Genomic DNA, 18312 nt, shown 5'->3' on the forward strand with positions numbered 1-18312 from the left:
CTACGGATTTAACATACTAAACTGATTCACATAAGAGTGTGAAACGGACTCTTCATCGGTCCCAGGGGGTATTCAACCTTTCTTCACTTCTACTATAAAAAAATAGTAGCACAAATCCTGGCCTTGGTGGGTACTACTAATGTTAGTATGTTTTATTCTTGGTTATTGGTCAGGTTTTTTTCCGGATACGTAACGGATCGTGACCGTTGTACCTTCGGCAACTTTGGAGTGTATCATGATCGTATGGCCAAGTCTGTCCGCGATTTTCTTGCAGAGATAAAGCCCGATCCCTGTTGAATTTGGAAATTGCCGGCCATTTTCGCCCGTAAAAAATGGCTGAAACACCCTTTCCAGATCATAAGATGGGATGCCCACTCCTTCATCCGTTATGGATAATGTTGTAACCTCTTCTATTTCTTCAATGTGAAAAATAAGTTTTTTACTTCCGTTTTTTGCGCTTGAGTATTTGATTGCGTTAGAGATGATTTGGTCCAATAACAATTCGTTCCATTTCAAGTCGCTAACAATGTAAGCGGCCGTGCCAGCGAATTCAATGGAAGGAAATATGGATTGATAAATACATTCCCTTTTTCGGCCGTTGATTAATTTTCTCAAGGAAGCGAGTAAATCAATGGATTTTAATTCCAGGTCATTTTCAAAACTCTCCATTTTGATCATTGTCAAGCCTTGTTCGATCGATGTATGCAGCCGTTTATTTTCTTGCCGAATTTTTTCCAGCGCCTGAGCGGTTCCCGTTGCTTCTCCTTCCTTATGAATGATCAGTTCTATCACGGAAACAGGCGTTTTTAAATAATGCATCCAATGGGATAAAAAATACAACCTTTCCTTATTCTGTTCCTGCATTTCATGGAATGTGCCCCTATGTTCATGAATGGTTTTATGCAACAATTGCTGAAAGGCTTTTTGTTCTTCGGTATGCGGCTTTAACTCTACAAATTGATCCCTTAACATAAGCGCAATAGCACGGTTCGTTTGATAATAGCGGAGCCAGTCGATGATGAGATAGACCAATAATAAAAACACTGCAATGGATAGTGGATACAAAAATTCCGTGTTTGCTCCTTCGTTCAAATGAAAAAAAACAATCATGCATACCGTGTTCACCATATAAAAAACGATAAGAAGCGCTTTGTCTTTGAGGAATTTCAATAATATTTCTTTCAGCATCATAGTCCCTCATATACATCCGGATCCTGCAACATATAGCCCGCCCCTCTTCTGCTTTTGATCGTTTGACCTACTCCCAATTCAGAGAGTTTCTGCTTTATTCTGGCGATATTGACGGTGAGTGTATTATCATCGACAAAAGTAACCGAATCCCACACCTCTTCGATCAGCTCTTCCCTCGAGACAAACGCGCCGTGATGAGCCATCAACTTTTTTAGCAGTTTATATTCATTTTTGCTAAGCTCGACTTTTTTCCCGCGGCATGTCAAAGTCAGGTCTTTTGCATGAATACAAAGCGGGCCGGCACAAGTAGTTGAATCATCGTTTGTTGCATATTCCCCGTACACTCTCCGGATGGTTGCTTTGATTTTGGAGAGCAGTATGTCAAACGTAAACGGCTTCGTCATATAATCGTCAGCCCCAAGCTCAATCGCCATAATCTGGTCCAGTTCTTGACTCCGGGCAGAGAGGACCAAAATCGGAACTTTGGATTGCTGCCGAAAACTTCTGCACAAATAATAGCCATCATAATAAGGCAAGTTAATATCCAGCAAAACAAGATCAGGTCGGACTTCCGCAAACTCCTCTACTATATTCATAAAACTCTTTGGCTGATACACGACATATCCGTAGCGTTCCAAATGATTATGGATCAGTTCACCCAGCTGGACATCGTCTTCGATTAGAAATATTCTGTACACCGGTAATTCTCCTTTTTTTCAAAACCCGATATATAATAGTATCCCATATTAGATAATAGAATCACACAAACTCTATTATAATAGAAAAAAAGAAAACGACTCTGTTTTATGCGGAAATTTCCAAAGGACTAACATCTAGAAAGTACAGTAGATAGTCTGAAAGGAATTCGCGGTGCATTCTGAAATGGTTGATAAGGGACGCAAGGGTTCGGGGAAAACAATCGAAAATATTAAATATAATAAATCCAAAACCTCATTATCCGATCAAGAGTTTCATAAGGGAGCATTTGCCGTTGAATACTTTGTAAATTTACAGTTGCACTGTCCGTTTTGCTTACACTTAACATTACATGAAGAATATGAAAAACAGGTTTTTCAGGAAGAAGGCAAGGGTATAATGATATGATAAAACAAGTCATGTCCTATCTGTTTTTTAAATAAAAATGTAAGTTAAAACAGTAAGGAGAAGTCATAAAGCCACTGCTAAGTATGAAGTTTGTATGAAGGCTAACACTGAAGAGGTTTCCCAGCCTTTTCAATAGTATGACTTAATTTTTTAGGATCGTTTGCGAAAGTGGCCTTTTGACATGAATTTGGATACCTCATGTCAAATTGAATATAGTTCAATACTTAATTTACCAATCTCGAGTTATTTCCATTTGCTTTTTAAACATTATAAAATAAAACCAAATAACTCCGAAAATCGAAAGAGGTAATCCATTTGAAGTTTTTTAGAGCCCTTCTCATATGCTTGTTCATTGCAGGATGCTTTTTATATTTCCAAAATAAAGATCAAGCGGCAGCAGATGGCCCATCTATATTTAATGACATTTACTCTTACGTTGAAACGTTTAAAAACAAGCCGGAAATTGCCCAGCTTCTCGGTGAACTCGAAGATGGATTTCAGGCGCTTACTCAAAAGCTGAAAGAACTGGATTCAAATACGAATGAAAAGCCGGAACAGGAAGATGTGAATAATCCGGATCTCGAAACACCAGCCGAACAAACATTTTCCATTCATAATGTTGAAATTGGCGATACAAAAGAAGAAGTTGAAAAGCAGGTTGGAGCAGCCAAGCGCGCTTCTTCTAACGAATATGGCGTACAATGGCATGCTTATCATGAAAACTATCAGAACTTTTTTATGGCGGCATACGATGATCAAGGAAAAGTGGCCGGATTATATACGAATCAGGATTTGATTTCATCCAAACTGGGCATTAAAAGCAATGACACCAGACAATCCATTATTGAAAAACTTGGTGAACCGATCAAAGGGATTCAAAAAGGACTCGTCATGTATCAAGTTCAAAACAATGGCGAGTACAACATTTATGAGCTGGACAATAGCTATATTACCGTATTTTTCGACAAGCATGAAAACGATACGGTTACCGCTTTGCAAATCATCAGCAAGGATCTTGAACAGCAAAAACAAGATTTTTTTGCCGACGGTAATCAGGCGTTACAGGAAGGATTTGAGTATCAGCTCTTTGATCTTACAAATGCCGCAAGAGTTCAAAATGGCCTCTCGCCTCTTTCATGGGATGACCATGTCAAAATAACCGCACGCGATCACAGCGCGGATATGGCCAAAAACCGCTATTTTAGCCATGATAACTTGGATGGCCTTTCCCCATTTGATCGTTTAAAACAAGATCGCATCACTTATCAAGCGGCGGGAGAAAATATTGCTTCCGGGCAGGCCAGCAGTATTTTTGCCCATGAAGGATTAATGAACTCACTGGGCCATAGGGAAAATATATTAAGCACGAATTTTAACGCTTTAGGAGTCGGGGTAGCCTTTGATTCCGATTCAAGGCCCTATTATACGGAAAATTTCTTAGGGAAATAATATGTCTATATAAAGTAAAATATGATCCAACCCAAAAATGCACATTTATTAGTAAAATGCCAGCTCCTTTTGCACCGACATATCTTAGTAATCTTTCCTTGTTCAAAACAGCATTCATGCAGATTGGTTTAGGATGTTTTATCGTTTCCTAATCAAATGGGCCGGTCATCTGTCCGACCATGACACTGCCCCCATCTTGATCCGCCACGTCCCATGAGTGTTTTGATTGGCTTAAACGATATAACCGTAAAAAATTTGAGAAAAATGCCCTATCGCTTTTGGACTCAAACAAAATAACATGTTGTTCGTCAAGCTCTAGAACTCATGAAATGGAAAAACCGATTTTCCCTACAAATAGGAAAATCGGTTTTTTACAAAGGGCAAGTCACTCTTTAAAAATGGTGGAAATCACCTGATCAGGCGTCATTTCACTCGTAATCTTATATGTGCCGGGACGCAAGCGATTTTCCACTCCTTTTTTCTCAACCTCTTTCGTGAATTGAAAGGCGTTCTCAACGATTTTTGCCTGTTCCAGCATTCTGCCGACATCGATGCTTGTCATGCCATCGGTTACGTTGATAATCACTTCATTAACGACTTCTTTTTGCGGTTCATTGGATGCTATTTCCTCTTGCGCTGCTTTTTTCGCTTTTTGCAAACTTTTATTATATTCTTCGGTCGTTTGTACCACATAGCCTGAAGATTCAAGGTCAGCCTTCATTTTTTCATCAGAAGGCTTGCTGGCGGAATCCGATTTGTCTTCCTTTGTTTGAGCTGGAGCTTTTGATGCCTCCGTTCCAATAGTGAAGTAGGCAGCACTGGAAATGGCGGTAGCCAGAAAAATGCCGGCTGCAAAGCTGCTCAGTCGGTTAAGTTTCATTTGCAACCTTTCTCCTTTCACTATTAGCTGTTATGTAGGGAGCAAGTATCTGCTTAATCTCGTTTTCCGTCATACGTGTTTTTTTGGCTATGCTTTCAATCGAATATTTGCGTTTATACAAATTGAGTACTGTACGCAAAGTTTCCCTTTCTTCTGAAGAAAGCTGTATTCCTGCTTTGTTGATCACAATCTCAATGTCATGCTCGATGTTTTGAATCATGTCCCGCAATTCATTTATTTCGTTCATGTTCGTTATGTGAAGCATATCAATTTCTTCTTGCCGGGCTTGTGACGCTTTGCGAGAAGAAGAAAAAGATATGATAAGCAACAACGCAGATACAGCAAACAAACCAGCCAACGTCCACTCCATCAGATAAAGTCATCCTCCTTTTGGGAATTTATGCTTGCTACAAATAATAATTATACATCTATCACGCCAATTTTTCGACTTGAATATTGTAAAAATGACAAAAAACACATGCGTTGGCAAAATCAACCTTATGAGAAAGAGCCTATCAATGGAAAACGGATCTGTTTTTTTAATGAGGTTAATCTGTTACGAATCATCCAAGTCGGCCATAACCCCTTGACGACAAGTTGTTCTTGATATTGTCATAGGCATTTTCTTTTTTTTCGATTTTGACTTTTCCGTTCAACTGTCATGCCAAAAACGGATTTTTTTTAAAAACATCCAAATTAGCCATCAATGCTCTTAACCACAGTTGCCGCGGGCACGTCCGCCAGTAAGCAATCACCCTGTTGCAGATTCCCCCTATTAAAGTGTTCTATGGACAGTCATACATCCTTTGACTGAACATTACGCGAAAATGCCTTAATAGTAGATAATTTCTTTTTTAAGTTGGCCCGATCCTGTTTCATTTTGTTCAACCGATTTGTTACCACTTTTTTTCCATATTCTTTGGGTGCGGAGGCGATTAAAATGACGTCTTCTTTATCCTTCAATGGCCAAACCCCCCAATAGTTTTTTTACAAAATAGCAATAAGCATATCCTTTCGCTTCCAGTATAGCATTGAGGATGTCATCTTGATAAGTTTGGAGTTTGTATTGATCCCATCCGCCCAATAATGGCAGATGAAAGCAAAAAATATAAGACCCCGCTTTAAATAGAAAATAACATGTCTTTTCCTCCACTGAATAATAGAGTTTTTCATTATTCAGTTTATCATGGTACGTTTGTACAACATAGGAGGAACAATCATCCAAAGAAAAGCTTTCAGGAGTAGCTATTCCATCATATTCTATGCAGATCATGTCGTTATTCGTTTTTTCATATACTGTTACAGCATTTGAATCCATAATGGCACCTATGGATTCTTGATGATATTTCGTTTTTCTCGTAAATAGCTCAAACCCCGTCATCTGAGAGCGCAAGATAGTCAGAAAGCGCCTCCAATCCGTGATTCGCCCATTATCCAGTAAACTGATGAGTTCCAGGGAATTTTCATAGTAATCACCATACACTTGGACGTATTCAATACTTTGTTCAATTTCTGGACGAATATTTAACAATTGGATGCTTTCTTTAAATAAAGAAGAAAAATAGGCTTTCATATTAGAAACCATTTCAGTACCAATGGCACATCTTTCAAAATACACCCCTTTTTGTTCAGCATCGTATAAAAAATACCAAACATAAGCCTCAACATTGAAAGATTGAACATCCAAATACTGTTCTATTACACGTAACACGGAATCAGGTGCTTGATGATGTTCTTGTACATAGCGTTCAAGAGCTTTCAATATTTGAGGACGAATTTGTTGAAAATATGTGGTTAACACTTCATCAAATACATAAACAATTAAACGCTTCTTTTCGTGATATGCCCGCAAAAACTCAAGATGTGTGATTGTTTTTTCTTCATCCTCTAACATAGTGCCGGCTTTATCCGCGATAAAAAGAAGAAATATGTCACTTTTAGAAACATACTCTAAACAAGTCTGAACAGAATCTTCATGTATATATCTCATAGAATCCTCAAATCGTATAGGCTCATGCCCCATATGGCGGATTTCTTCAAATACAGAATTTCTTATGGGAGTCAGTGAATCTTGGGCAACAGAACTAATAAAAATAGCCGTCCGGTCCATGAATACTTCTCCTTCTTTTCCCTTTTAGGAATCTATTTACCATACAGACAAGAGATACCCGAGCTTCCATGCTTTGTTTATGAGCGGCAGCCAATAGGAAGAGTTCCATTTCCTCTTCATCCACTACCTGTAATTGATTTTTTGGACATGCCCGTTGGCTTTTTCCGGATATAAACAAAAGTTGATAGAGTACTGGATTGAATAAGGTATAAAAATGGCTACACCGTCACGCTTATATGAGTACGCAAGTTGAAACATACATCCCGAGCAGTAACCGGTCATGCTTTTTGCCGCATTCATCAGCTCAACTTCGTTCTTTTCTCAAATTCTTCCATCAGTTTGGGGTTTATTCCAACATGTCGTATGGTGAAGCAGTCAGTGTCAGGAGTCAATAACTTATGAGGAATTTCATTCCCGCTCTTTTTTGTCAGACACCTTTACCTTCAACTGAACATTCAATCAACATTTATCCTCTGCTTAGCAAACAATCAGTAAATAGCGATGGAACGACCGTGGTGTCCACATTCCCTCCCGACACAAGAGCAACAACTCTTTTCCCCTCCGCCTTTCTTTTCAATACCCCTGCAATTGACACTGCGCCTGATGGTTCAATGACCTGTTTCATGAGCGTAAAAACACTCGTAAATGCTTCTTTGATCTCGTTTTCTTCAACCAATACAATGTCATCGACATAGCGCTGCACAATTGGGAAAGTTAACTCTCCCGGAATGGAAGCGCGTAATCCGTCTGCGATTGTCGTGGTGGAACCAATGTTTATTCTTTTTCCTTCTTGAAAGGATTGATAGGTATCATCTGCGAGCGCCGGCTCTACACCTATAACACGGATTCTTGGATTTGATTCCTTCAAGGCCGTTGCGACACCGGAAATGAGACCGCCTCCACCAATCGGGACATATACTTCATCAATGTTGTCAAGCTGATCCAAGATTTCCAATCCGGCTGTTCCCTGACCTGCCATGATGTACGGGTGGTCATAAGGAGGGATGAAAGTTGCTCCGCTTTCTTTACATATGGATTGGGCACGGTCAATTCTTTCTCCTGATGTAGTACCGCAATGGTCAATTATTCCATTGTACGCCTCAATAGCTGCTTCCTTGCAACGGGCAATATCTTTGGGAACAACGATTGTTGAGCGAATTCCCAACACATTGGCAATATAAGCAACCGCCTGTCCGTGATTGCCAGAAGAAGCAGCCAATACATGTTTTACATGATGTTCGGATTCTTTGATCACTAGATTGGAAGCGCCCCGAATTTTAAACGAACCGGTTTTTTGCAAATGCTCACATTTTAAAAACAAGTCATTCCCGATTTTTTTCGATAATGTATTGGAATTCAGGACGGGGGTCCGCTTGACGACATGCGCAATTCTTTCTCTTGCTTCTTCAATATCTTTCAATGCAATCATTACTTCTCCTCCTTGGTGAAAAAATAGAAAACCCGGCGGCCACAGCCGAGTCTTCTTGTGAACGTTTTATTTCATGACTTGATCTTCCGACATGATCGTTTTAATATGTGCAACTGTATCCGGATCTTCAAGCCCGGTGATGTCTCCGGCGACGTCACCTTTTAATACAATCTCTTTTAATAAGCGACGCATGATTTTGCCGCTGACCGTTTTCGGCAATGACTCCGTAATAATCACTTGTTTTGGCTGGGCGATTTTCCCGATATTTTCAATAATAGCATCCGAAATTTTCTTTTTGATTTTCTCCTCATCGTCTGCTTGTTCCGACACCCTTACAAATATGAAAGGAACTTCTCCTTTTATAGGGTCCGGAACACCGATGACAGCGGCCTCCGCTACTCCAGGCGTTTCCAAGACAGCGCTCTCCATCTCCATGGTGCTGAGGCGGTGACCCGCAACATTAAAGGCATCATCAGAACGCCCCACGACCCAGAAATGCCCATCTTTATCTTTTAAAGCAATATCGCTGGCAAAATAAGCCCCTTCCACTTGACTGTAGTAGGTACGGTAATATCTTTCCGGTTCTTTCCAAAGGGTACGGCAAAGCATTGGGAATGGCGTCCGGATAACAAGATTTCCAAGGGTCATCGGAGGTACCGGTTTGCCTTCATGATCAACGACATCCATATGGATTCCAAGAAATTCCACCCCCGCTGAACCCGGTTTCATTGGAGTTATCCATGCGGCGCCGGCCAAAGGGGTTCCCGCCGTTTCCGTTTGGCCCCACGTATTATTGACATATACTTTCTTTTTCCCCAGCACTTCATATGTCCAATTCCATGTTTCGGGATCAAACGGTTCTCCCACCAGAGAAATGACATCCAGACAATCAAGATGATGCGGCTCGATCGCTTTTTCTCCCAAACTTTTCAACATGCGAAGAGCAGTTGGAGCTGTAAATAACTTCGTTACCCGGTATTTGTCAATTATTTGGTAAATGCGGTCTTTTTCAGGATAGTCCGGTGCGCCCTCATAAATGACAGTCGTCACCCCATTCGCAAGCGCTCCCGCAATGCCCCAAATATGCATCGTCAGCCAGCCGATATCTGCCGAACACCAGAATACGTCATCCCGTTGGAAGTCCATATGGTATTTCGCATAAATATAGTTTTGGACGACAAATGCGATCCCCGAGTGAACGACCCCTTTCGGTTTTCCTGTTGTTCCGCTCGTGTAAAAAACAATTCCTGGTTCATTTGCTTCCACACGTTCGGGTTCACATTCAATACTAACGGTTTTACGAATATCATGCCACCAGACATCGCGTTCTTCTTTCATATTTGGATTTGTATTCAACCGATTTACAACAAGCACATTCGTTACTGAAGGAATGGAATCGATCACACGATCTACTTTTTCTTTCAACGGAATGATTCTTCCGCGGCGATAGCTCGCATCGGCCGTTACCACTATTTTCGGCTCATAGTTGATTAACCGGTCTTTTAACGCTCTTTCAGAAAAACCTGAGAAAATAGAGTTGTATACAGCCCCGAGCCTGAAGCAAGCCAATACCGCAATGAATGCTTCAGCCAGATTAGGGAGATAAATGGCTACAGCATCCCCCTTTCGTACACCAAACGATTTGAGAGCGTTTGCAAATCGGTTTACTTCGGCAAGGAGCATATTGTACGTATAAAATTGTGAATCTCCATTTTCACCTTCCCAAATAATGGCTGTTTTATTTCCTGATCCATTGTCTATATGACGGTCCAACAAATTCACGCTGGCGTTGCTGATCCCGCCTTTAAAAAAAGAAAAGTCAGGAAGATCCCCGGATATCGTTTCTTCCCATCGTTGATACCAGAATAATTGTTCAGCAACTTCTTCCCAAAACTTTTCTGGATCTTTTTTGGACTTTTCCAAGATCATACCAAACGTTTCTTGGCTTCCATCTGCTGTTCGACGGATTTTTTCTTCCCGTGGCTGAATAAGTAAACTGTTTTCAACGACATTTTGAATACCGGCCGTGTCCATCACGTTTCCTCCTCATTTTGTTTTGTGCCTATCTTTTTTATTAATTCGAGTTTATTTTCTTTTTTCCTACTGAAGATTGTAAATTTTAAAAAATGATAACGTTTGCTTGTACGAATCATCGCGGTTTGTCTAAAATCATTCCTAAAAGAAAGTCAAAAACATGATTTCAAAAGCAAGTAAAGTCCCCATAGTGGAATGATTATGCTGTGTTAGCTTGCCTGATGATAAAATCTGGACGAAGGATGGGAGATAAAAGGGAAAAATCAAAAAACAGGCATCCATCGCGGGTGATAAATACGAAAGATGCCCGTGAAAAAGGTGATCAAACGGGGGATTGTGTTCACACAATGGGATAGCTCAAAATCAAAACAGATTGATACTTCGATGGACAGAGGGTCAATTAGTCGATCTTTCGAGCTTTTGTCACCTCTTTTCTATATTAAAAAGCACATACTCGCTTATTTTTTTTCAGTACTGAAATCACATTGTTTAAGAGGAACTACTTGTGTTTTCTTGACAAACTTGTACCCGAGCCATACAGCAATAAACAAAGGCAGGCCGATATAGGAAATAATGGCGCCATTCCAATCAATCTGACCTTGTGTGAAAGCGCTATAATTTTGTCCCAAAATGACAATGATGCACAAAACGAATGCAAAAATGGGGCCGAACGGGAACCATTTCGCGCGGTATGGCAGCTCCGCCAAATTGCGGCCTTGCGCTATAAAGGCTTTGCGAAAGCGGTAATGGCTAATGGCGATGCCGACCCAGGCGATGAATCCGGACATGCCCGAGGCATTTAAAAGCCAAATGTACACAGCTCCGTCACCGAAGAAAGAAGCGAGGAATGCCAGCGTCCCGACGAGGGATGTGGCGATCAATGCCCGGACCGGAACCCCGCGATGGTCCAGTTTTCCCAAAAATTTAGGTGCTTTCCCTTCTTTGGCCAAATCCCATAACATTCTTGTCGATGCATATAAGCCGGAACTTCCCGCCGACATGACGGCAGTCAAAATAATCGCATTCATCACAGAAGCGGCAAAAGCGACACCCGCCTGGTCGAATACAAGTGTAAAGGGACTCACGGTGACATCCTCGCTCGCAAGGCTTTCTGTCGTGTAAGGAATCAGAAGGCTGATAACAAGAATGGCAAATATATAGAAAAGCAGAATTCTCCAAAACACGGATCTAACCGCTTTCGGAATGGATTTGCCGGGATCTTTTGTTTCACCGGCAGCGACCCCAAAAAGCTCGGTTCCCTGAAAAGAGTAACCTGCGGCCATAAAGATGCCGAGTATTGTCATAAAGCCGCCATTAAACGGCCCTTCACCCACTGAAAAGTTTTTAAATCCGACGTACTCTCCTCCAATAATTCCAAAAATCATCAGTACGCCAATGACTAAAAATACGATGACCGTGACCACTTTGATCATCGAAAACCAATATTCCGACTCTCCAAACCCTTTTACAGACAAATAATTCAATAGAAAGATGATCCCCAGAAAAAGCGCGCTCCAAACAATGGAAGGGCTTTCAGGAAACCAGAACTTCATGATTAAGGTGACGGCTGCAAGCTCCGAGGCAATTGTAATTGCCCAGTTATACCAATAATTCCATCCAAGGGCAAAACCGAGCGCAGGATCAACAAATCGTGTCGCATATGTACTAAAAGAACCGGCAACAGGCAAGTATGCTGACATTTCAGCGAGACTTACCATTACAAAATAGACCATTAATCCGATGGCGGCGTATGCGGTGAGGGCTCCTGCTGGGCCGGCTGTATGGATGGCGGTTCCGCTGGCAAGAAAAAGGCCTGTTCCGATTGTGCCTCCAAGAGCGATCATCGTCAAGTGTCTCGACTTTAAATCACGCTTTAATTCCTGTGGCGCTTGTTGAACATTCTCCTCAGCTGTGATGACGATGGTTGATTTGGCGGTACTTGGCATGTGCTATATTTCCTCCTTTTATGGCTGAATCTGGATGAACTTTTCATGGCCACAACCATATTAAAAGTTATGGCCATATCGTTTTTTATTTGATGACATATAAAGTTTGCATTGTATCATCAGACGGGCTTTGGAAATAAGCGCCCATTTCATGCAACTGCCGTATAGTAGCCACATGGCTCTTTGTAATTTCTTCCCCGGGTGTCAGCAAGGGAATTCCTGGCGGATACGGCAACACCGTCTCCCCGCAAAGCGAACCGACTGCCTTTTCCAGACTCACTTTATGCCGCGGCTTATGGAAAGCATCCTGCAGTGAAACGTGGGGCTTGTATACTGACCCCTCTTCCGCAAACATGACTATGTCTTTTTGTTCCTGCTTTTGGCCGGGAGTTTCTTTCAGCTTGGCATCTATTGATTGGACGGCTTTGACAACCCTGTCAATATCCTCTTCTTTTTCATTGATCGAAAACAAAAAGACTATATTGCGGGGATCGCTGATTTCAGCCGTTGCCCCTTCCTCATAAAACATATCAAGTAACTGATAGCCGGTGACGGTTTCATTTTTGCAGGAGATAATCCATTTTAAAGGATCCCTATATTGAACTTCCTGGCTTCCTTCCCATATATTCAAAGATTGAAGCTCGGTTGCCAGACGGATACGTCTTTTTTCCAATCGTGCCACCGTCTCTGTTAATTGCTTCCTTCCTTTTTCCACCAAGTATCTTCGAGCTAGATCCAAAGAAGCAAGCAACGGATAAGAAGGACTTGTTGATTGGATCATGCCCAACACTTGGGCCAACCTTTCCCGCGATACCCGGTTGCCTCGCACATGCAGCATCGAAGCCATTGTCATCGCAGTCAGCATTTTGTGGGTCGATTGGACGACAACATCGGCGCCTTGCGCCAGTGCTGAGGGCGGTACTTCATCAGCGTGTCCGAAGTGAGCGCCATGTGCTTCATCCACAATGAGCGGAACACCTGCTTTATGACATGTCTCCGCTAATCCTGAAATGTTTTGGCTCATACCGTAGTAGTTTGGATTTGTTACCCAAACTGCTTTGACATGGGGATTTTTCTTTAATGCCTCTTCTATATAATACACATCCGACACCATGGCTGCCTTGGTGGTCGGCTCAATGGCCGGTGCTATATAAATGGGACGCGCTCCTGCTAATAACAGACCGTGAAAAACAGACTTGTGCATATTGCGCTGTACGAGTATTTGATCTCCCGGACTGCATAAAGTGAGTGCTGTCCCGATATTGCCAATCGTGCTCCCGCCGACAAGGAAAAATGTATGATCCGCTCCGAAAGCATTTGCGGCCAAAGCTTGTGCATCAGCAATGAAATCTGTCGGATGATGCAAATCATCTATGCCGACTGACTCTGTTGCATCAATTTTTAATATGTTTGAAAAATGGCCATAGCCTCCCTCATCAAAGACGCGCCCGTCCTTATGGCCCGGAACGTGCATAGATGTTCGCTTGCTTTCTTCATATTGACAGAGCGCTTCGTAAAGTGGCGCTTTTGAATGCTGCAATTCTTTTTCAACTGTGTTTTCTAATATTTCCAATGGTTGGCTCATGCGGAATTCTCCTTCCAAACGATGATTTATGTAAATAGAGGTTTGTTGAAACAGTGCTTCTTTTCCTCACATATCACGTGCAATTTACATGCCAATATCGGAAAGGAGTGCTAACATGTTGCCGTACCGGGACGTTCAGCCAAACAACAAGAAATTTCATTTCCGCAAACAAGTGAAAAATAAAAGAAACCGCCGGAAAATGGGCGGTTTCTTTTATTGGTTCAGTTTAGTCAGCTTATACTGCAATGTTTGACGGGGGATGCGAAGCAATCTGGCCGCCTGTTGGATATTTCCTCCCGTTTCCTTCATCGCTTCGTTGATCAAGCGAGTCTCTGTTTCCAGCAGCGCATCCCGGAGTGGCTCGATATGAGCAGGTGTTTCCGTCATAGCGCTATTGTCTCCGATATGATGTGGTATATGCTCCAACGTAATGATATCACCATCCATCATATTCATGGATGATTCAATCGCATGTTGCATTTCACGCACATTTCCCGGCCAGGAATATGTTGAAAATAAGCTTAATACCTCATCGGATAATCCTGTTACAAGTTTTCCAAACAGAAAATTGTACTTTTCGATAAAATGGTTGACCAATAATGGTATATCTTCTTTTCTTTCTCTGAGGGGCGGGATTTGCAAATGTATAACGTTTAAACGGTAATATAAATCTGCCCTCAGCGTTTTCTCCTCTATACATTTCTCTGCCGGCTCATTCATCGCGGCGATAATCCGGACATTGACACCCTGCTCTTTCATCCCGCCAACCCGGCGTATAAGGCCATTTTCCAGAACACGCAACAACTTTGCTTGAATATCCAGCGGCATTGAATTGATTTCATCCAGAAACAACGTTCCGCCATCTGCTATTTCAAACAAACCCGGACGATCAACGGCCCCTGTATAACTGCCTTTTACCGTTCCAAACAAAATACTTTCCAGCAGCGAAGACGGAATCGCTGCACAATTTTGCGCAATAAATGGAGCCGATTTTCTCGGGGATGCATTATGAATCGCCTGAACGAGCAACTCTTTTCCTGTCCCGGTTTCCCCGTAGATTAAGATAGGAGAGGATGTTGCCGCTGCTTTAAGCGCTTTCTCTTTTATCAATTTGAAACGGCCATTTTTCGTAATGATATCGGTCATTCGGTATTTGGCGCCTGTTTCATGTTGTTTGGCTTTTTTCTGACCATTTCCCGATTCGACTTTTGCCTGTAAATCGATCAGTTTTTCAGATAGCCGCTTTACTTTTGTCATATCTTTTGCAATTTCCACCGCGCCAAAAATGTCTCCATTTACCTTGATCGGCAGTGTGGTATTCACTGTATCGATTAGGACACCCCGCATATTGTAATAAGATTGATGTTGATTATAGATGGGCTGTCCGGTCTTAATCACTTTTAACAAAGTACTCGTTTCCACTGTCAAAGACGGAAATACATCCAGCAAGTGCTTGCCGAGTATATCTTCCCCTTCCAATCCGTCCAATTTGGCTGCCACATGATTATAGAAAATCGATACACCGTTTGCGTCTACTGCATGAATACCTTCGTCTATTGTGCTTAAAATAGCCTGGAGAATCTCTTTGTCTTTTGTTTCTGTCAAGTTGAGCAACATATTCGATTCCCCCTTTTCACGAAAATAAAAATGTGCCGAATTATTGTCAATGGTATGCCGGATTTTCGGCACACCCTTCATATTGATCAAATTGATTAGTAAAAAGATTCTATCATTCCGTTTTATCGCAACTTTACCATGTCATTCAGCAATTCTTTTATGCCAGCAATCAAATCCAGCGGTGTGACTCCGTAATGGGACAATGTATCCGTTTTTGTCTCTGCTGTCCTGGCGTGAAGAAAGCTTGCCGAAATCAATGCCTCGAGCGGTGGAGCCCCCTGTGCCAAGAAAGAAGCAATCAGACCGGTCAAAACGTCTCCACTGCCTCCCTTACCAAGGGCGTCATGTCCGTAAGGATTAATGTAAAGATCGCCGGCTGGTGTCGCAATGATGGAACGATGGCCTTTTAACAGCAAATACAGACGATGTTCTTGAGCAAAAGATTTAGCCACTTCCAAACGGTTTGTTTCCACCTCTTTTATGGATGTATGTAATAAACGGGCCATTTCCCCGGGGTGGGGTGTAAAAATTACTTGTCCCGGATAAGATGTCATCAAATGTAAATGGTCTCGCAGCAATGTCAGTGCGTCTGCATCAATGATGATAGGCTGTTCTCTGAACTTGTCCATGAGCGCTGCCAACCATTGTTCACCGCCTTGAAATCTGCCCATTCCCGGGCCGATGGCTGCTACATCATATTCGTCCAGTTTTAATGCAAGCTCTTCAATCGCTTTGGCGGAAAAATGCCCATTCTCACTGGCAAGCGGATAAAATAAAGCTTCTGGCAGTTGAGCCGCTGTTAATGGGTAAACACTTTCGGGAACAGCTGCCGTCACCAACCCTGCACCACTGTGAAGTGCCGCTTTCGCCGTAAAAATCGGCGCCCCTATATAGGAATGTGATCCCCCTATCACAACGACATGGCCAAATGTGCCTTTATGACCAGTTTGCGGCCTGGCGGGTAATGAATGTGCTGCCAGGGAACGGGTGATTACTTTGGGCATCTCCAATTTCAATGTTTCGGCAATCAATGGAGGTATGGATATATCGACAGCCTTCCACTCCCCCACATATGCCGGACCTTCCCTAAGAAAAAATCCTTTCTTGGGACAAACAAATGTAATCGTCTTCGTCGCCTTAACGGCGATTCCTTCCACCCGTCCATTATCACTATTGACCCCTGAAGGAATATCAATTGATAAAATCCATTTTTCACTAGCTTGTTCATTTATGAGCGAAATCACTTGATCAAACGGCTCCCTTACAGCCCCTTTCGCTCCAGTTCCGAGAATGGCATCGACAATGACATCTGCCTGTTTGATCATGTTTTGCAGTTCAGCAATGGAATGTTTCTCCAAATAGAAGATTGGCAGCCCTCTATTAACAAACACATTATAATGTATCCTAGCGTCCCCTTTGATACGGGACGGATCAACAAGCACCCATATACAGGGGGCATAGCCCATGTCGAAAAGCCTGCGGGCAACGACAAATCCATCCCCGCCATTATTTCCGGCTCCGGCCAAAATAATCACTTTGGTTTTCTTGTCCGAAAAGTGACTGCTCACCTCTTCGGCAACCTTCGCTCCTGCATTTTCCATCAATACCGCCCCAGGAAGACCAAGATTTTCTATCGCATATTGATCGATCAATTGCATTTCTCTTCGACCAGCAACAAACATGTCCCATCCCTCCTCATCCCCATTATAAACAACACAGTAACGGGTTTACGAGACATAAACACCAAAAAAAGAACGAAGCATCGTAATCTGCTTCCGTCCTCAACGATTAAATGGCATTTTTTCTCTTTTTTAATTGCTTGCTGCGAAGTTGTCCACATGCGGCATCAATGTCCGTACCCTGTTCCATGCGAACACCGCAGTGGATGCCCCGCTTTTTCAAAGTATCGAAAAAAGTGCGAATGGCTTCAGGCTCACTTCTTTGATACTGGCCATGTTCATCAACTGGGTTGTAAGGGATCAAGTTCACATATGTGAGCTGCCGCCTTTTTGCGAGAAGATCAGCCAGCTCGCGCGCTTCTTTTTCAGTGTCATTGACATCCTTTAATAAGATATATTCGATCGTTACCCTTCGGTTCGTCTTTTCCAAAAAATAATCGAGTGCTTCCATTAACTTGTTAATTGGAAAAGCCCTGTTAATTTTCATGATTTGTGACCTTAATGCATCGTTTGGCGCATGCAGAGAAAGCGCCAGATTTACTTGCAAATTCTCGTCCGCAAAATCAACTATTTTGTGAGCAAGACCGCTAGTTGAGACGGTAATATGCCTGGCGCCGATAGCCAGCCCTTTCGGATTATTGACAACGCGCAAAAATTTCATCAAATTACTGTAATTGTCAAATGGTTCGCCAATTCCCATGACGACGATGTGGCTGACTCTCTCCTCTTTCCCTCTATCATCAAGAAATTCCTGTACTTTCATGATTTGTCCAACAATTTCGCCGCTCGTTAAATCCCGGCTTTTTTTCAGCAAGCCACTTGCACAAAAGCTGCAGCCAATATTACAGCCGACTTGAGTCGTAACACAAACAGAAAGACCGTAATGAAAACTCATCAGCACTGTTTCAATCAAATTGCCATCTTCAAGCTCAAACAAAAATTTGATCGTGCCGTCCTGGGATTCTTGCTTTAGTGCGAGTTTCAGCGGCTGAATGGTGAAGTGCTCTTCGAGTAATTGGATACAATCTTTATTCACGTTTTTCATATGAGAAAAGCTTTTGACGCGTTTTCGGTACAACCAGTCCCAGACTTGCTGCGCCCGAAACTTTTTTTGACCGTGATCCGCCAGCCAAGTCTCCAGCTGTTCGAACGTCATTCCATATATGGATGCCTTCATGATAAAAACCTCTTTTCAAAAAATCCAATGCTGTTATTATAATACTTTCATGAAGAAAAGAAAACCATCATTTGGCTTGATAACGCCGATTGCACTGTCCATCATGATGTA

The 18312-nt window shown here is 42.3% G+C and carries 15 protein-coding genes; 2 read left to right on the forward strand and 13 right to left on the reverse strand.

What is annotated here, in order from left to right; genetic code table 11:
- Positions 1-162: 162 nt before the first annotated feature.
- Both NST31_RS00465 and NST31_RS00470 read right to left on the reverse strand, forming a co-directional pair.
- Entirely contained in the window at positions 163-1191 is a 1029-nt protein-coding gene (locus NST31_RS00465) for a sensor histidine kinase (RefSeq protein WP_339163287.1), read from the reverse strand.
- On the reverse strand, positions 1188-1889 hold the full coding sequence (locus NST31_RS00470) for a response regulator transcription factor (protein WP_077113459.1): 702 nt from the start codon (positions 1887-1889) through the stop codon (positions 1188-1190). Before NST31_RS00470 ends, NST31_RS00465 begins: the two co-directional genes overlap by 4 nt.
- 172 nt (positions 1890-2061) lie before the next feature.
- On the opposite strand from NST31_RS00470, the gene NST31_RS00475 reads away from it, so the two are divergent.
- Entirely contained in the window at positions 2062-2295 is a 234-nt protein-coding gene (locus tag NST31_RS00475) for a hypothetical protein (protein WP_077113460.1), read from the forward strand.
- 315 nt (positions 2296-2610) lie between these two features.
- Positions 2611-3744 carry a CAP domain-containing protein gene (locus NST31_RS00480; protein ID WP_339163291.1) on the forward strand — a complete coding sequence of 378 codons (1134 nt, stop codon included), beginning with the start codon at positions 2611-2613 and terminating at the stop codon, positions 3742-3744.
- A 385-nt stretch (positions 3745-4129) separates the two neighbouring features.
- Here the strand turns inward: NST31_RS00480 and NST31_RS00485 are convergent, their stop codons facing one another.
- From NST31_RS00485 to rlmN, 11 genes are all read right to left on the reverse strand, one after another.
- Positions 4130-4624, reverse strand: a complete 495-nt coding sequence (locus tag NST31_RS00485) for an aminodeoxychorismate lyase (protein ID WP_339163292.1) — start codon at positions 4622-4624, stop codon at positions 4130-4132.
- Positions 4614-4994, reverse strand: a complete 381-nt coding sequence (locus tag NST31_RS00490) for a hypothetical protein (protein WP_339163295.1) — start codon at positions 4992-4994, stop codon at positions 4614-4616. The genes NST31_RS00485 and NST31_RS00490 overlap by 11 nt, the downstream gene beginning before the upstream one ends.
- A 425-nt stretch (positions 4995-5419) precedes the next feature.
- The gene (locus NST31_RS00495; RefSeq protein WP_171974005.1) at positions 5420-5587 is read right to left on the reverse strand and encodes a hypothetical protein; all 168 of its coding nucleotides are present in this window, start codon (positions 5585-5587) and stop codon (positions 5420-5422) included.
- Entirely contained in the window at positions 5577-6734 is a 1158-nt protein-coding gene (locus tag NST31_RS00500; protein ID WP_077113464.1) for a DUF4062 domain-containing protein, read from the reverse strand. Before NST31_RS00500 ends, NST31_RS00495 begins: the two co-directional genes overlap by 11 nt.
- Before the next feature lie 466 nt (positions 6735-7200).
- Complete coding sequence (locus NST31_RS00505) at positions 7201-8163, reverse strand: threonine/serine dehydratase (RefSeq protein ID WP_077113465.1); 963 nt, start codon at positions 8161-8163, stop codon at positions 7201-7203.
- Positions 8164-8229: 66 nt separating this feature from the next.
- A complete protein-coding gene (gene acs / locus NST31_RS00510; protein ID WP_339163296.1) occupies positions 8230-10197 on the reverse strand; it encodes an acetate--CoA ligase in 1968 nt (655 codons plus the stop codon).
- A 458-nt stretch (positions 10198-10655) separates the two neighbouring features.
- A complete protein-coding gene (locus NST31_RS00515) occupies positions 10656-12143 on the reverse strand; it encodes an amino acid permease (RefSeq protein ID WP_083717680.1) in 1488 nt (495 codons plus the stop codon).
- Positions 12144-12228: 85 nt separating this feature from the next.
- Positions 12229-13728 carry an aminotransferase class I/II-fold pyridoxal phosphate-dependent enzyme gene (locus tag NST31_RS00520; protein ID WP_077113467.1) on the reverse strand — a complete coding sequence of 500 codons (1500 nt, stop codon included), beginning with the start codon at positions 13726-13728 and terminating at the stop codon, positions 12229-12231.
- Positions 13729-13941: 213 nt separating this feature from the next.
- The gene (locus NST31_RS00525) at positions 13942-15345 is read right to left on the reverse strand and encodes a sigma 54-interacting transcriptional regulator (protein WP_077113468.1); all 1404 of its coding nucleotides are present in this window, start codon (positions 15343-15345) and stop codon (positions 13942-13944) included.
- A 122-nt stretch (positions 15346-15467) separates the two neighbouring features.
- Positions 15468-17027 carry an NAD(P)H-hydrate dehydratase gene (locus tag NST31_RS00530; RefSeq protein ID WP_339163297.1) on the reverse strand — a complete coding sequence of 520 codons (1560 nt, stop codon included), beginning with the start codon at positions 17025-17027 and terminating at the stop codon, positions 15468-15470.
- 106 nt (positions 17028-17133) lie between these two features.
- Complete coding sequence (rlmN, locus tag NST31_RS00535) at positions 17134-18201, reverse strand: 23S rRNA (adenine(2503)-C(2))-methyltransferase RlmN (RefSeq protein WP_339163298.1); 1068 nt, start codon at positions 18199-18201, stop codon at positions 17134-17136.
- Positions 18202-18312: the final 111 nt, after the last annotated feature.

The sequence above is a fragment of the Siminovitchia sp. FSL W7-1587 genome (genome assembly GCF_037963795.1).
In the GTDB taxonomy this organism is placed as follows: domain Bacteria; phylum Bacillota; class Bacilli; order Bacillales; family Bacillaceae_C; genus Siminovitchia; species Siminovitchia thermophila.

What these genes read in the sequence shown, in the direction of transcription:
- NST31_RS00465 (WP_339163287.1), bottom strand. Translation starts at nt 1,191, where the DNA reads ATGATGCTGAAAGAAATATTATTGAAATTCCTCAAAGACAAAGCGCTT.
- NST31_RS00530 (WP_339163297.1), bottom strand. Translation starts at nt 17,027, where the DNA reads ATGTTTGTTGCTGGTCGAAGAGAAATGCAATTGATCGATCAATATGCG.
- NST31_RS00515 (WP_083717680.1), bottom strand. Translation starts at nt 12,143, where the DNA reads ATGCCAAGTACCGCCAAATCAACCATCGTCATCACAGCTGAGGAGAAT.
- NST31_RS00500 (WP_077113464.1), bottom strand. Translation starts at nt 6,734, where the DNA reads ATGGACCGGACGGCTATTTTTATTAGTTCTGTTGCCCAAGATTCACTG.
- NST31_RS00525 (WP_077113468.1), bottom strand. Translation starts at nt 15,345, where the DNA reads ATGTTGCTCAACTTGACAGAAACAAAAGACAAAGAGATTCTCCAGGCT.
- NST31_RS00505 (WP_077113465.1), bottom strand. Translation starts at nt 8,163, where the DNA reads ATGATTGCATTGAAAGATATTGAAGAAGCAAGAGAAAGAATTGCGCAT.
- rlmN (WP_339163298.1), bottom strand. Translation starts at nt 18,201, where the DNA reads ATGAAGGCATCCATATATGGAATGACGTTCGAACAGCTGGAGACTTGG.
- NST31_RS00520 (WP_077113467.1), bottom strand. Translation starts at nt 13,728, where the DNA reads ATGAGCCAACCATTGGAAATATTAGAAAACACAGTTGAAAAAGAATTG.
- acs (WP_339163296.1), bottom strand. Translation starts at nt 10,197, where the DNA reads ATGGACACGGCCGGTATTCAAAATGTCGTTGAAAACAGTTTACTTATT.
- NST31_RS00485 (WP_339163292.1), bottom strand. Translation starts at nt 4,624, where the DNA reads ATGAAACTTAACCGACTGAGCAGCTTTGCAGCCGGCATTTTTCTGGCT.
- NST31_RS00490 (WP_339163295.1), bottom strand. Translation starts at nt 4,994, where the DNA reads ATGGAGTGGACGTTGGCTGGTTTGTTTGCTGTATCTGCGTTGTTGCTT.